This is a genomic window from Pseudonocardia alaniniphila (assembly GCF_022524485.1).
Classification (GTDB): domain Bacteria; phylum Actinomycetota; class Actinomycetes; order Mycobacteriales; family Pseudonocardiaceae; genus Pseudonocardia; species Pseudonocardia alaniniphila.
Map to the genome: position 1 here is coordinate 119,518 of NZ_JAKXMK010000013.1, position 14,496 is coordinate 134,013.

At 72.0% G+C, this 14,496-nt stretch carries 11 protein-coding genes and 1 riboswitch; of the genes, 7 read left to right on the plus strand and 4 right to left on the minus strand.

Annotated elements, in window-relative coordinates:
• Positions 1–11 precede the first annotated feature (11 nt).
• From MMF94_RS17020 to MMF94_RS17035, 4 genes are all read left to right on the plus strand, one after another.
• On the plus strand, positions 12–866 hold the full coding sequence (locus MMF94_RS17020) for a DegV family protein (RefSeq protein WP_241037746.1): 855 nt from the start codon (positions 12–14) through the stop codon (positions 864–866).
• Between the two features lie 245 nt (positions 867–1,111).
• The gene (locus MMF94_RS17025) at positions 1,112–1,540 is read left to right on the plus strand and encodes an Ig-like domain-containing protein (protein ID WP_241037748.1); all 429 of its coding nucleotides are present in this window, start codon (positions 1,112–1,114) and stop codon (positions 1,538–1,540) included.
• A gap of 171 nt (positions 1,541–1,711) precedes the next feature.
• Entirely contained in the window at positions 1,712–2,707 is a 996-nt protein-coding gene (locus MMF94_RS17030) for a ComEA family DNA-binding protein (protein ID WP_241037751.1), read from the plus strand.
• Positions 2,707–5,442, plus strand: coding sequence for a ComEC/Rec2 family competence protein (locus MMF94_RS17035; RefSeq protein ID WP_241037753.1), 2,736 nt, complete (start codon positions 2,707–2,709; stop codon positions 5,440–5,442). Before MMF94_RS17030 ends, MMF94_RS17035 begins: the two co-directional genes overlap by 1 nt.
• A 15-nt stretch (positions 5,443–5,457) precedes the next feature.
• Here MMF94_RS17035 and MMF94_RS17040 read toward each other — a convergent pair whose 3' ends face one another.
• Entirely contained in the window at positions 5,458–6,867 is a 1,410-nt protein-coding gene (locus tag MMF94_RS17040; RefSeq protein WP_241037755.1) for an MFS transporter, read from the minus strand.
• 742 nt (positions 6,868–7,609) lie between these two features.
• Between MMF94_RS17040 and MMF94_RS17045 the strand changes: the two genes are divergently transcribed.
• Positions 7,610–7,987 (plus strand): hypothetical protein, encoded by a 378-nt coding sequence (locus tag MMF94_RS17045; RefSeq protein WP_241037757.1) that lies wholly within the window; start codon positions 7,610–7,612, stop codon positions 7,985–7,987.
• Positions 7,988–8,568: 581 nt separating this feature from the next.
• Here MMF94_RS17045 and thrC read toward each other — a convergent pair.
• The gene (thrC, locus tag MMF94_RS17050) at positions 8,569–9,840 is read right to left on the minus strand and encodes a threonine synthase (RefSeq protein ID WP_241037759.1); all 1,272 of its coding nucleotides are present in this window, start codon (positions 9,838–9,840) and stop codon (positions 8,569–8,571) included.
• 8 nt (positions 9,841–9,848) lie between these two features.
• A riboswitch (SAM riboswitch) is annotated at positions 9,849–9,965 on the minus strand.
• Between the two features lie 128 nt (positions 9,966–10,093).
• On the opposite strand from thrC, the gene holA reads away from it, so the two are divergent.
• Complete coding sequence (holA, locus tag MMF94_RS17055) at positions 10,094–11,071, plus strand: DNA polymerase III subunit delta (RefSeq protein WP_379660464.1); 978 nt, start codon at positions 10,094–10,096, stop codon at positions 11,069–11,071.
• Positions 11,072–11,148: 77 nt separating this feature from the next.
• Here holA and rpsT read toward each other — a convergent pair whose 3' ends face one another.
• A complete protein-coding gene (rpsT, locus tag MMF94_RS17060; protein ID WP_241037762.1) occupies positions 11,149–11,409 on the minus strand; it encodes a 30S ribosomal protein S20 in 261 nt (86 codons plus the stop codon).
• Between the two features lie 160 nt (positions 11,410–11,569).
• Between rpsT and MMF94_RS17065 the strand changes: the two genes are divergently transcribed.
• Entirely contained in the window at positions 11,570–12,322 is a 753-nt protein-coding gene (locus MMF94_RS17065) for an alpha/beta fold hydrolase (protein ID WP_241037763.1), read from the plus strand.
• 18 nt (positions 12,323–12,340) lie between these two features.
• Here the strand turns inward: MMF94_RS17065 and MMF94_RS17070 are convergent, their stop codons facing one another.
• Positions 12,341–14,248, minus strand: a complete 1,908-nt coding sequence (locus MMF94_RS17070; protein WP_241037764.1) for a GGDEF domain-containing protein — start codon at positions 14,246–14,248, stop codon at positions 12,341–12,343.
• Positions 14,249–14,496 lie beyond the last annotated feature (248 nt).

Genomic DNA, 14,496 nt, shown 5'->3' on the forward strand with positions numbered 1-14,496 from the left:
AGTTCGTCGTCGTGCCCGTCGCTGTCGTGACCGACTCCACCGCGTACCTGCCTCCGGGAGTTGCGGAGGAACGCGGGATCCGGGTGGTGCCGCTGGAGGTCCGGCTGGGGCAGCGCGTGGGGCGGGAGGGTACCGACATCGACACCGCGGAGCTGTCCGCCGCACTCGCCGACCGGCACCTCGACGTGCAGACCTCCCGGCCGGCCCCCGCCGACTTCGCGGACTGCTACAGCGGAGCCCTCGCCGCCGGTGCGGACGGAATAGTGTCGGTACATCTGTCCCGGGAGCTCTCCGGCACGTGGGACGCGGCGCGGCTGGCAGCGGAGCAGGTGTGCCGACGGCGCATCCGGATCGTCGACTCCCGGGCGGCTGCCATGGGACTCGGTTTTGCAGTGCTGGCCGCCGCGGACGCGGCGGACACCGGCGGCGACATCGAGGTCGTGGAGGAGGCGGCAACCGACGTCGCGGACCGGTGCCGCGTCTTCTTCTCCGTCGACACCCTCGATCGGCTGCGCCGTGGTGGACGGATCGGGCCCGCGGCGGCACTCGTCGGCACGGCCCTTGCGGTCAAGCCCTTGCTGCACGTGGCGCAGGGCCGCATCGTTCCGCTGGAGAAGGTGCGGACCACCGCGCGCGCGGTCCAGCGGCTCGTGGAGCTCGCGGTGCGGGCCGCGGGCGACGGGCCGGTGGACCTTGCGGTGCATCACCTCGGCGCAGCCGCCCGCGCGGAGGAGGTGGCCGCGCTGTTGCGCGAACGGCTGCCCCAGGCGACACGGCTGCTCGTGTCGGAGGTGGGCGCGGTGATCGGGGCACACGTCGGGCTGGGGTTGCTCGGGGTGGTCGTGGTACCGAAGGGCGATCGGTGATCGCGTTGGGCGGGCCACCGGCATGGTTGCGCGCACCCAGATCGGATGATGCAACCCGGCCTCGGTCGCGGTCGCCCCTACGGGCGGTATTCGAATCTGCCGGCTGAACCCCGGTGGTCGAGTGAAACACCTCTGCCGGGTGAACATTGATTCCCCGGTTTTGAAGCCTTCGTTACTTGTGCATGGCAAGTATGAGCACCAGATCCGGCCACGGGTGGAGGCGCCGCCGCATCGCGTTGGCGTTCATGGCGATTTCCGCATTGCTGGCGTTCGCGCCGCAAGCCTCGGCTCAGCCTGCACAGTCGTCAACGGTAGCGGGGGCATCGCCCGCGGCGGCGGCCGTCGGGGAGCGGGTCGTCCTGACGGCAACGGTCACCTGCCCAGGATCGCCCGAGGGCGGGCTCGGCGTGACGTTCTTCGACGGTCCGAATCTGCTGGCCACCGCGCCGGTCGACGCCGAAGGGAATGCAGAGCTGGCGACGTCGTTCGTCACTACTGGCACCCACGACATCACGGCCGCCTACAACGGAAACGACAACTGCGGGGCCTCGTACGACGAGACGACGGTCGAGATTTCGGATGCACCGCCGCCTACTCCGCCGTCCGGCGGTCTGATCAGTTTCGACCGTATCGCCAATGGCAACACGTTCAACAACATCGGCAACAACTACTAGCGGTACCCGATCCTGATGACGTTTCGGGCGTGATGCCCGCCGTCCGGGTGTGCCCGACAGATCACAGCAGGCGAGGTGGTGGTGGGGGCGAGTTGTCCCCATCACCGGCCGGCTGTCCACAGGTTCGGAAGTCGCCCGGGCCAGGCGCCATTCCGGACCTAGCGTCGATCCGTGGCCCGACCCGACCCTCCCTCCCCGCCCGCACGGTTGGCGGCCGTGCTCGCCGCTCCGCACGAGGCAGCGCGCCAGGGGGCCGGGGCCTACGGGCCGGTTGATGCCGGGCGGGCGTGGAACGCGGGCCAGGCCGGTGAGCCGCCCACGATGCCGGTCCCGTTGGCAGGGCCCGTCGAGCCCCACCCCCCGCCGGACGACCGCCGCGCAGGCGGAGCGCTGCGCCGCCTGTTGCCCGCCGGCTGGCAGGGCGCGCGGATCGATCCGGGTCGGCCAGGAGCCACCGCGTTGGCGCTCATCGCGGCAGCGGCGGCGGTCGTGGCCGCCATCGGCGTCTGGGTGGAACGGCCGCGCGCGGAGCCCGTCGGCGCGCCGCCCGGACTGGCCGTGGTCAGCGACGAGGCCGCTGGTGAGCCGCCCGGTCAGCAGGTCGCCGACCCAATCGTTGCCGGGCCGATCGCCGCCGGGCCGCCGGCCGGGGCCGAGCCGGGCGCCCCAGCTGATCCGGCCCCGGCCGCCGGTGCGGGCCTACCGCAGCCGTCCGTGCCGCTCGTCGTCAGCGTCTCGGGCCGGGTCCAGCGGCCGGGGCTCGTCGAGGTTCCCGCAGGTGCCAGGGTCGCCGACGTCCTGCACGCGGCGGGCGGCGTGCTCCCGGGCACCGACCTGGCCGGGGTCAACCTCGCCCGGCGGGTGGTCGACGGCGAGCAGGTTGCCGTTGGGGTCCCGCCTGCCCCGGATGCCGTGCCCGCAGCCGGCGCCGGCGGCCCGGTGCCGCCCGGCCCGGCGCGTCCCGGCGTCCCGCCCGGCCGGGTGGATCTCAACGCCGCCACAGTGGAGCAGCTCGACGTCCTGCCGGGAGTCGGGCCCGTCACCGCCCAGCGCATCATCGAGTGGCGCACGCGCCACGGCCGGTTCGCCCGCGTGGAACAACTGCGGGAGATCGAGGGCATCGGCGAGCGTCGGTTCGCCCAGCTGCGAGAACTGGTCAAGGTCTGATGCGCGCCCGCGATCCCGGCGAGCCCCGGCGCCCGCCCGATCTGCGGCTCGTGCCCGCTGCCTTGGCGGTGTGGGCCGTCATGCTGATCGGAATCGGCTTCGGGCCCGTCGCCGCTCTCGGCACCGGTGCAGCCGCCGTGGTGATACTCGCCGTCTTCGCGATGCCGGCGTTGCGACCGAGGCGCGGCGCACCCGCCGTGCTGGCCGCCGCGGGCTGTGCGGCAGCCGCCGCTGTGGTGGCCACCGCGCACACCCTGCTCCTCGTACAGCATCCGCTGCCGGAGCCGGCCGAGCGGGGAGCGGCGGCGACGCTGCGGGTGGTGCTCCGCGACGACCCTCGGCCGATCCGCACCGAGGCCTACGGTTCCACCCCGGGCATCGCCGGGCAGGTCCTGATCCCGTCCGTGTTGGCCGGGGTGCAGGTCGATGCGGGCCACTGGAGCGCGGGCGGGAGGGTGCTGCTCATCGCGCCTGCCGAGGGCTGGGCCGGGTTGCTGCCGGGGCAGAGCGCCACTGCCGAGGGCCTGCTGGCCCCCGCCGGGCGCCGGGATCTCACGATCGCCGTGTTGCGGGTGCGCGGGCCGCCCCACGAGGTCACGCCTGCGCCGTGGTGGCAGCACGCGGCCGGCGGGTTGCGCAGCGGCCTTCGCGAGGCCGCCGCCGCCGTGCTGTCGCCCGCACCAGCCGGGCTGCTCCCCGGGTTGGCGGTCGGCGACACCGCCGGTCTCACCTCCGAGGTGGAGGCCGACTTCAGGGCCGCGGGTCTCACCCACCTGCTGGCCGTGTCCGGGGCGAATCTCGCCATCGTCGGTGGCGCGGTGCTGGCCCTGCTGCGGCTGCTGCGAGCCGACCCGCGGCTCGCAGCAGCACTGAGCGCCGCGGCGATCGCAGGGTTCGTGGTGCTCGCCCGGCCGTCGCCGAGCGTGGTGCGAGCGGCGGCGATGGGCGCAGTGGTACTGCTCGCGCTGGCGCTCGGCCGGGGCCGCTCCGCGCTCCCGGCGCTGGCAGTGGCCGTGCTGGTGCTGCTGCTGATCGATCCGGCGCTGGCCGTCGACCCCGGGTTCGCGCTGTCCGTGCTGGCCACCGCCGCTCTGGTGCTCCTCGCACCCGGCTGGACCGATGCCATGCGTCGGAAGGGCGTGCCCACATGGGCGGCGGAGGCGCTCGCGGTCCCCGCCGCGGCGTTCCTCGTCACGGCGCCCCTGGTGGCCGGGCTCAGCGGAGCGGTGAGTCCGATCGCGGTGGTCGCCAACCTGCTCGCCGTGCCCGCAGTCGCCCCGGCGACCGTGCTCGGCGTGCTCGCCGCAGTGCTGTCTCCGCTCGGTTCCGCACCGGCGCAGGCGTGCGCTTGGCTGGCCGGGCCTGCGGTGGGATGGCTCGTCGAGGTCGCCGACCGAACAGCGGCCGTGCCGGGCGCGGTGCTCCCGTGGCCGGACGGGCTCACGGGCGCCCTCCTGCTCGGCGGACTGGTGCTGGTGCTGCTCGTGCTCGGCCGGTCGCGGCGGTGGAGAGCGATGCTGCTCGCGGTGCTCGTCGGGCTGGGGCTGGTGCTCGTTCCCACGCGGCTCGTTCCGCCGGGATGGCCGCCTGCCGGTTGGGCCGTGGTGGCGTGCGACGTCGGACAGGGCGACGCGGTGGTGCTCGCCACCGGCCGTCCGGGCTGGGTGGTGCTGGTCGACGCCGGCCCTGGTGACGGACCGGTCGATGCGTGCCTCGACCGGCTCGGCGTGGAGGGCATCGCCATGGTCGTGCTCAGCCATCTGCATGCCGACCATGTCGGTGGCCTGGCGGGAGCATTGCGCGGGCGGCCGGTAGGGGCGGTCGCTGTCGGCCCGGTCCATGAGCCGCACTGGGCGTTGCGGACCGTGGCACGCCAGGCAGCAGAGGCCGGCGCACCTCTGGTGGCGCTGACGGCGGGGCAGCGGCTCCGGTGGCCAGGGCTCACCGTGGACGTGCTCGCTCCCCGGCATCCGGCGTTCGGTGTCGATCCCGACGACGGCACGGCGGTCAACGACGGCTCGCTCGTGCTGCGGGCCACCATGCCGGCGGCCACCGCGTTGCTCACCGGCGACGTCGAACTCGCAGCTCAGGCAGATCTGCTGGCGTCCGGAGCCGACCTGCGCGCAGACGTGCTCAAGCTGCCCCACCACGGCTCGCGCTACACGTCGGACACCTTCCTCACCGCCGTCGCTCCGCGCACGGTGCTGGTGAGCGTCGGTGCGGGAAACCGGTACCGGCACCCCGATCCCGGCCTGCTCGGCGGGCTCGAGCGGCGGGGAGCGGCGGTGCGGCGCACCGACATCCATGGCGACATCGCAGTCGTGGCCGACGTGGCAGCGGGTGCCGGCGACGCGGAGCGCGCACCCCTGCAGGTCGTCAGCAGGGGCAGCCCGTTGCCGGCTCCACGCCGCGGCCCGTCATGGCGCCCGCCGCTCCGCCCCGTGCCCCGCCCGCACCGCTGCGCCATCGGCGTTCCCGCCGGTGCCGGCCGGCGGGGCCGCCGGCCCGTCGGGTGGACGTGCCGGCGGCGCCGTCGCGATGCGGTCCCCGGTCAGCGTGATCCCCCCGGGGGCTGCGTCCACCGGGTCAGGGCCACGGCTCGGCGAGTGGGCTCAGAGACCGCGCTGACCACCTGTGCCGGGCGATCGTGTCGGGGTGTACGGGCTGCACCACGTCGTGGCCGTCCTCGCCGTCCGGGCTGGACGACTCAAGCCCGCGGGCGGTCGACTCGCTGAGGTGGGATGCGGAGGTCAGGTGAGGCTTCTGAGTTCAGCTGTGCGTTCCTCGCCGGGCTCGACGCCGCCGCCGAGACGGAGGCAGGTGAACGAGACCAGGCTCGTCAGGGAGATCCCGATGACCCAGACCGCCACGGCGAGGCCGTTGCCACCGCCGGCGGCCAGGAGGGCCGTCGAGGCAATGGGGGTGAGTGCGCCACCCAGCACGGATGAGATCTGGAAGGCGACGGACGCTCCGCTGTAGCGCACATGCACGGGGAACAACTCGGCGAGCAGGGTGGCCTGCGGCCCGTTCACCGTGCCGACGGTGAGACCGGAGACCGCATACGCGATCAGCGCCGCCGGGTACGAACGGCTGTCGAAGAGGAGAAAGAACGGGATCGCCCAGACCACCATGGACACCAGCCCGAGCACGGTCAGCGGTCTCACGCCCCGGTGTTCGGAGACCCTGGCGGACACGAGGATCCCCAGGAAGAACGTTATTCCGAACATCCCGGAGAGCAGGAGCATCGCGGTGGGGGAGAAGCGCAGGATCTGCTGTCCGTACGGGATGAGGTAGACCGCGAGCAGCAGCCCTACCGCGGGGGACGCGGTGACGGCGAGGGTGCCTGCGACGAGTGCTCTCGGGTGCCCGCGGACGAGTGCCCCGAGGGGAAACCGCACGAGCTGTCGGGACTCGCGCACGCGATCGAACGCCGGGCTCTCGCGCAGGCACAGGCGCACGATCAGCCCCGCGACGACCAGCGTGATGCTCAGGAGGAACGGGATACGCCATCCCCACGCCTGGAACTGCTCCCTCGATATCAGCGAGCTGCAGAGCAGCGTGATCGCGGTGGCCAGCACCAGGCCCGCCGGGTTTCCCAACTGGGGGAGTGAGCCGTAGACGATCCGGCGGTTCGGCGGTGCGTGCTCGACGGCCATGAGCACCGCACCGCCCCACTCGCCGCCGAGGCCGACGCCCTGGATGATCCGGCAGAGCACGAGCAGCGCAGGTGCCGCCGCGCCGATGCTGGAATAGGTGGGCAGCAGTCCGGTCACGAACGTCGCGCCGCCCGCAGTGACCAGGGAGACCACGAGCAGGCGCTTGCGCCCGATGCGGTCACCGAAGTGGCCGAACAGTACGGCGCCGACCGGGCGCGCCAGAAAGCCCACGAGAAACGTGCTCAGCGATGCCAGCGTCCCGGCGACGGGCGAGAAGGACGGGAAGAACCGGCTGGCGAAGACCAGGCTGGCGGCCAGCCCGTAGATGAAGAAGTCGTAGAACTCGATCGTCGTGCCGATGAGACTTGCGGCTGCGGCACGACGGGCCTGACGCGAAGAGCGCGACTGTCTATCCGGAAAGCGCGGAGTTTCGCTGTCGGATCCGGAACTGCAGGCACATTTGTCGCTCCCGTCGGCCACGGTGACCCCTTCTGTCGTCGGCACTGCGCTACTGGATGACTCTTGTCGAGTGCCGGAACCGACCTCGACGCCGGTAGGTCTCGGCGATTCAGGTGAATCCGATCGGTCGGATGGAAATCTTTGCAGCGAATACACGGTACTGACGCGAGTGTGTTGCGGTTGAATGTTCTGGATCACACCCGGGAAGGTGTCCAGGTCGTCTTACGTGGCCGAAACGGGAGTTTGCTCTGCTTTGTGACGCCAGGCGACGCGCCGTCGTGTCGTCCGTCTGCGGAGCCGGCCGACCGGTCGCCCTTGGTAGCCCATCGGATTACGCGGCGAATGCGTGCTTCTGTGGGCAGCGCCTCTGGCCTGAGCCGCGGTGGTGACCAGCTGCGATCGGCGAGGGCCGGCCGACGCCGGAGGTATCTTCGGCGGGGAGGGTGAAACGCGGCCGCTCAGTCGCAACAGGCTGTCCGCCGTTGTCTCGAACTGCGGATCCGCCGCGCGCAACGGGAGCACGAGGAGACCGCGCGCGGCGGAATGCGGGCACTCGGGCCGTGATCCCATGGAATTTACCGAGCCAGGACTGGACGCAGGTTCTTGCAGCTCCGGGTGCCGGTGACGGTGTGGAGCGCGGCATTGCTTCGGGTGATGTGACGACATCGATATCGCGGTTGCCCGGCGATTGTCAGAACGGCTCGGGGTCGAGATCAGCGCGGCTGATGATGGGGAGCAGAACGCCGCCGCCTCGTTCACTCGCCCCGCGAGGCTGAAGGAACAACACGTGAACGAGCACACCACGTCCGTGCCTGCCGCCGACCGGAAACCACTGAACAACCGGTGGCCGTGCGGCTGCGGGGCTGACGCCGGGTGGGCGGGTCACCCGCGCGATCTCCCGTTCCTCCGGATCGATGATGTACATCACGCTCGCTACGAGCAGCAGGCGTCGAAGGACCTCGCCACGTTCGTGCTCGTGAGCCGGGCGTGGATCGATCTCGGCGCCTGCTACGTCGGGATCCGTGTGTGGCGGGTGCGCCGGGCACGAGCTCACTACATGCAGGAGCCGCTCGGACAGGTTCCCGCCGCGGAGGTGGTGGAGGCGGGCAAGCAGTTCTCCAGCGCGGCGCTCGAGAACCCATCGCCGCAGCAGCCCTCGCGATGACCGCGGCGTCCCGAAATCGGGTGAACCACACAGGCCCGGCACACGCTCGCTACCGCCGTGTCGCGGGTGCGCCGGGCACGGTGAGGTGACCAGCGCGGTGGCCGGGGTGGCTCGCCGACCGTCGGACGAGCCGTCTCATCACGCTCGCTACCGCGATCACCTTGCTCTGTGCCGGCGTCGACATCGTCCTGATCGAGGGTGACGACCACGTCCAGAACCTCGTGCGGACGTGCGGCGTGGTCACGGTGCTTCTCGCGTGGGCGATCCTGCGCCTGAGCTGCGCGGGGCGTTACGGCCGGCCCCACCTTGCCGCCGGCGAGCCGCCGTTCTCCTCTCCGGGCACGCCGAGGCCGGTGCTGCTCGAGTTCGTCTGGCTGCAGCCGACTCGCAGCGCCCACCCCTGCAGGCCGTCAGCAAGGGCCGGCTCGGTTGCCGGTTCCCTGCCGCAGCCCGTCATGGCGTCTATCGCTTCGCCCGTGCCCCGCCCGCAGCGCTGTCGGGATGCAGGGCCCTGTCAGCGTGATCCCCGGTGCTCTACGTCCACCGGGCCAGAGCCGGGCCCCGACGCCCGGCCGATGGACTCAGAGCCCGCGCTCGGCGAGGGCCTCGCGCACGGCCTTGCTGGTGGACGGCACCGTGGCCGACGGGCCAATCTGACCGGCCACCGCGTCGAGGGTCTTGAGACCGTCGCCGGTGATCAGCAGCACGGTCTCGGCGTCGGGATCGAGCGCTCCCGACTCCACCAGCTTCTTCGTGGTGGCCACGGTGACCCCACCGGCGGTCTCGGCGAAGACACCTTCGGTGCGTGCGAGCAACCGGATGGCGTCCACCACCTCGGCGTCGCTGACGTGCGCGATCGCGCCACCGGTGCGGCGCACCGCGTCGAGGACGTAGGGGCCGTCGGCGGGGTTGCCGATCGCGAGCGAGCGGGCGATCGTGTCGGGGCGTACGGGCTGCACCACGTCGTGGCCGTCCTCGAAGGCCTTGGCCACCGGCGAGCAGCCCGTGGCCTGCGCACCGAACACGCGGTAGGGCGTGGCGTCCACCAGGCCCAGCTTCCCGAGCTCGGTGAAGCCCTTGTCCACCTTGGTCAGCTGCGACCCCGACGCCACAGGCACAACGATCTGCTGCGGCAGGCGCCACCCGAGCTGCTCGGCCACCTCATAGCCAAGAGTCTTGGAGCCCTCGGCGTAGTACGGCCGCACGTTGACGTTGACGAACGCCCAGTCCTCGTGCTCGGCGGCAAGCTCGGTGGCCAGCCGGTTCACGTCGTCGTAGTTGCCCTCCACCGCGAGCAGCGTGCCGTCGTACACGGCGGTGGTGAGCACCTTCGCCGTCTCCAGCGACGACGGGATGAGCACCACCGAGTCCCACCCGGCACGGGCCGCGGCGGCGGCCACGGCGTTGGCGAGGTTGCCCGTGGAGGGGCAGGCGAGCACCGAGAAGCCCAGCTCGCGTGCTGCGGCGAGCGCAACGGCCACCACGCGGTCCTTGAAGGAGTGGGTCGGGTTGCCGGTGTCGTCCTTGACCCAGAGGTTGCGCAGGCCCAGAGCGGCGCCCAGGCGGTCGGCCTTGATCAGGCGTGTGAGGCCCGGCTCGGTGTTGGGGTGCTCCTGCACGGTGGAGGGCACGGGGAGGAGCTGCCGGTAGCGCCAGATCGACTTCGGGCCGGCCTCGATGGACTCGCGGGTGACGGTGCCGAAGTCGTAGGCGACCTCGAGCGGCCCGAAGCACTGCGGGCACGCGAACTCCGCGGCGAGCGGGATCTGGTGGCCGCACTCGCGGCAGGAGAGGGCGCGTGCAGGCCCGAGGTCGTACGAGGTGGTGGCCGAGGCGTCGGCAGTCAAGGTCATGAGAAGTCTCCTCATCTTTCCCGCATCGTGCGGGTCGGAATTGGCACCGTGATCGAACGCGTGAACGCGCATCGCCGGTTGCCGGGGCTTCGCCGGGCCGTTCCCTCTGCCCCTCTGGATGAGCCATGTGAAGTTGTGTCCGGCGGATCGGACCGCCGGATGCAAGACACGTTACGACACGATCGACTCGAATCCCAACCCGTGGCCCAGGATCTGGGAGCCGGCTCACGTGTTGTCGGTGCCGTGCGCGAGCATGGACGCCGTGCCCGCGCCATCCGCACCTGCGCCGCTGCACCTCGTCCTCGGCGAGGAGGAGCTGCTGGTCGAGCGCGCTGTCGAGCAGGTGGTGGCCGAGGTCAGGATCGGCGAGCCCGGTGCCGAACTGCGCCGGTATCGAGCGGCCGACCTCACACCTGCCGACCTGGCCGACAATCTCAGCCCGTCGCTCTTCGCCGAGGGCCGGGTGATCGTCCTGCAGGCCGCCCACGAGGTGGGCAAGGATCTGGCGGCGGCGATCGTCCAGCAGTCCGCCGATCCGGCCGAGGGCATCGTGCTGGTCGTGGTCCACGCGGGGGGCGCGCGCAACAAGCCGCTCGCCGACGCGCTGCGCAAGGGCGGCGCCGTCGTCACCACGTGCAACAAGATCACCCGCTCGGACGAACGGGCCGACTTCGTGCGGGCCGAGGCCCGGCGGGCCGGCGGTCGTATCGCGCCGGATGCCGTGGGCGTCCTCATCGAGGCGGTGGGGTCCGACCTGCGGGAGCTCGCCGCCGCGGTGGGCCAGCTCGTGGCCGACACAGGCGGCAAGGTGGACGAGCCCGCGGTGCGCCGTTACCACCGGGGCCGGGCCGAGGCGTCAGGGTTCACGGTGGCCGACAAGGTGATGGCGGGCGACCGCGCCGGGGCTCTGGAGGCCCTGCGTTGGGCGATGGTTCTCGGGGTGGCGCCGGTGCTGGTGGCCGACGCGTTGGCCGACGGGGTGCGCACGCTGGCCAAGGTGGGTGCGGCAGGCCGCGGCGATCCGAACCGGCTCGCGGGCACGCTCGGAATGCCGCCGTGGAAGATTCGCAAGGCCCAGTCGCAGGTTCGAGCCTGGCAGCCGGAGTCGCTCGCACTGGCCTTCGAAGCCGCCGCCGAGGTGAACGCCGACGTCAAGGGCGCGGCAGCCGATCCTGGCTACGCCCTTGAACGGGCGGTGCTGCGCATCTGCGCGGCTCGTGAGAGCCGCTGAGCGCATCCCTCAGGGAGTTGTGTCGAACACACCACAACGGCGCCGCCCCGAAGGGCAGCGCCGTTGGGAGAGCCTGATCAGAGCGCGGCGACGCGCTTGGACAGCGCCGACTTGCGGTTGGCCGCCTGGTTCTTGTGGATGACGCCCTTGCTGGCCGCCTTGTCCAGGGCCCGGGCCGCCGCGCGCTGCAGCTCGGTGGCCTTCTCGTTCTCGCCGGCCTCCACAGCCTCACGGAAGCGCCGCACCGCGGTGCGCACGGAGGACTTGACCGACTTGTTGCGCTGGCGGCGCTTCTCGTTGGTCTTGACCCGCTTGATCTGGGACTTGATGTTGGCCACGCGAATGCCTCGAGTTCTTCTTCGCCTTGTTCCGGTCCGCACCGGCGGCGGGGATCGTGCGTTCACGCCGGGCGCTCAGCTGTCCATGCTACAGCCCGGCGGCGACCAGTCGGAAATCGGCCCGCGCCCCCGCACTGAGAGTGACGCCTAGGCTGCGTGCGTGACTGTGGTTCTGGTGCATGGCAATCCCGAGACCGAGGCGATCTGGGACCTGTTGAGCGAGCGGCTCGCCGCCCGCGGTCGGACCGATCAGGTGCGGCTGTCGCCGCCGGGATTCGGCGCTCCGGTGCCGGACGGGTGGACGGCGACCGTCGACGAGTACCGCGACTGGCTGGTGGCCGAGCTGGAGAGGATCGGGGAACCGGTCGACCTGGTCGGTCACGACTGGGGCGGCAGCCATGTGCTCAACGTCGCGATGAGCCGTCCCGACCTGCTGCACAGCTGGTGTTCGGACGTCATCGGTATCTACGACCCCGACTACGTGTGGCACGACCTCGCGCAGGTCTGGCAGACACCCGGCGAGGGCGAGGAGGAGATCGAGGCTCGCCTCGCCACGCCCGTCGAGGAGTTCGCACAAGGCCTGGCCGACCGCGGCATGGACCCACGGGTGGCGCAGCGCGTCGCTCCCGGCTTCGACGCGGAGATGGGGCGGTGCATCCTGGGGCTCTATCGCTCGGCTGCCCAGCCGGTGCTCCGTGACCTCGGCGCCCGGCTGCCGGACGCGGCAGCGCGCCCGGGCCTCGCTCTGATCTCCACCGAGGATCACTTCGTGGGTACCGACGAGCAACGCCGGCGCGCCGCGGCTCGGGCGGGCGCTCGCGTGGCGGTGCTCGACGGGCTCGGACACTGGTGGATGGCCCAGGATCCCGACCGCGGCGCGGCCGTGCTCACCGAGTTCTGGGACTCCCTGTGACCAGCGGGCGACTGTCGGCTACTCGGACCGGATGGTAGCTGCGCTCGGCCGTGCCGCTCGCGAGCTGACCGTCGCCGGTGTCACGGAGTTCGACGCCGTCACGGACGTGGACGCCACGGTGGACATGACGCGGTTGGAGTGCACGGGCCCGGACTCCGCCGCGGTGGCTGCGGCCGGGGCGACCGCGCCGGAGACGACGGTGTTGCCGCCTGCGTGCTTGGCCCGGTACATCGCGGCGTCTGCGGCCGCGAGCGCCGCAGCGGGGTCGCCGTCCAGCGGCGCGCGGACCACGCCGACCGACATCGTGACGCCGGCGGCGACCTCGACCGGCAGCGCCGCCACGGCATCGGCGGCACGCTGCAGCGCCGCCCGGGCCTCCGCGGGCGGGGTGGCAGGCATGACGACGACGAACTCGTCGCCGCCGTAGCGGGCCACCATGTCGTGGGAGCGCAGGATCGTGCGCAGGCACGTTGCCACCTCGCGCAGGACGGCGTCACCCGCGGCGTGCGAGCGGTCGTCGTTGACGTCCTTGAACCGGTCGAGGTCGATCAGGGCGACGGCGCAGGGCTGGGCGGACGGCGTGGTGACGGCCTCGGCGAGCCGCAGGTCCAGGGCACGTCGGTTGGGCAGCCCGGTGAGCGGATCCTGCAGGGCCTGCGCGGCCACCGCGCCGTGCTCGAGGGCCAGGCGGTGGTGCTCGGAGTGGCTGCGCAGGGCCGTGAGCCGTGCCTCGCGCAGCGCCCAGAGCTCGGACTCCAGGGCCTCGGCGTAGCGGGCGAGCGCGTCGGGCCGCCGGGGCGCGCCGTGGGCGAGGCCGTCCATCTTCGCGAACTCGCGGTGCAGGGCGAGGGTGAGCACCGCATCCGGGGTGGCGATGCGCAGCTCCGTCTGCAGGGGTGCGAGTGCCGCGGCTGCGGCCGCGGGACGGCCCGCGACCAGCAGGCAGCGCGCCGTGGCGATGGCGAGCATGATGCGGTCCTCGGTGAAGTGGGTGGTCGGCTCCAGGGAGACGAGCAGGTCGATCTGGTCAGGGGTCGGCTGCTTCAGGGCGTAGGCGGTGCTGATGATCGAGCACCCCGTGATGGCGGCCGACCCGTCGTCGTGAATCCCGTGCGCGGGACCCCAGAGCTGTCCGGCGGCGTGGGCGGCCTGAGCGGCCCCGACGAAACGGGTGGCTGCAGCCGCGTCGCGTCCCCCGCGCTCGAGGCGCAACGCCCAGGACAGCTGTAGCCGCACGCGGTTGAGCTGATGGATGAGGCGGTCCATCGCCGGAACCCCGCCGCTCTCGGCCACCGCGATTCCCCGCTGTGAGACCTCGTCGGCCAGCTCGTGCGAGCCGAGCTTGAGGAGCACGAGGACCAGCCCGTTGAGGCTGCGCGACAGCAGGCGCGCCCATTCCTTCGGATTTTCGCCCGGCATCGGGGCAACGAGGTCGGTGAGGATGGCGTGCGCCGCTGCGGTGTCGGCGAGGGCGTTCTCCCCTTGGCAGAAGGTGCCGGTGCGAAGGGCGCGCAGAGTGGCTGCCTCGCCGAGCCTGCGGGGGTCGTTGTCGAGCTCGGCGAGCTCCGTGTACTCCTGCAGCAGCGTCTCGACCTCCGTCCGCACGGTGTCCGTCTCGACGTGGGCCGGCACCGTGAGGTCGGGGTCGTAGATCCGGATCATGATGCACATCCGGAGCAGCTCGGACACCACCGTGGACGGGCGGTCGTGACGGGCGGCGACGAGTAGCGCGTCCAGCCCGGCACGGGCGGCGGTTCGTCCCTCGGCCGCCGCCCGCTGCTGCCAGCGGAACTTGTCGGTGGCTCGGACGATGAGCTGCTCATCGCTGACCTGGTGGACGTCCTGCGGGCATCGGCAGCTGGGCGCACCTGCCACGAGGACGCACTCGCTCGGGGCAGTGATCGCCGCGGACGAGCGCGATGTCACGGATCGCTCCCCTGGAGGGCCATCGGGTTGCTCGGGTGAGAACGCCGGAGCTGGGGTTCCGGCGCGCGTGAGGCTCGGGAGCTCCTCCGTCGCTCCGCGACCGCACGATCTCGCCATGGTGGCACGTGATCCGCTCGAGCGGGGAGTTCGGGTTTCGGCGGTGCTGCACTCTTCGCGGAGAGTGATCGAAAAACAACCGATCGTCGTAATCCGGCGATACTCCTGGTGCAGGTGAAACGGATGGTGAT

Coding starts and splice junctions, on each gene's coding strand:
- MMF94_RS17025 (WP_241037748.1), top strand. CDS start 1,112: ATGGCGATTTCCGCATTGCTGGCGTTCGCGCCGCAAGCCTCGGCTCAG.
- MMF94_RS17035 (WP_241037753.1), top strand. CDS start 2,707: ATGCGCGCCCGCGATCCCGGCGAGCCCCGGCGCCCGCCCGATCTGCGG.
- thrC (WP_241037759.1), bottom strand. CDS start 9,840: ATGACCTTGACTGCCGACGCCTCGGCCACCACCTCGTACGACCTCGGG.
- holA (WP_379660464.1), top strand. CDS start 10,094: ATGGACGCCGTGCCCGCGCCATCCGCACCTGCGCCGCTGCACCTCGTC.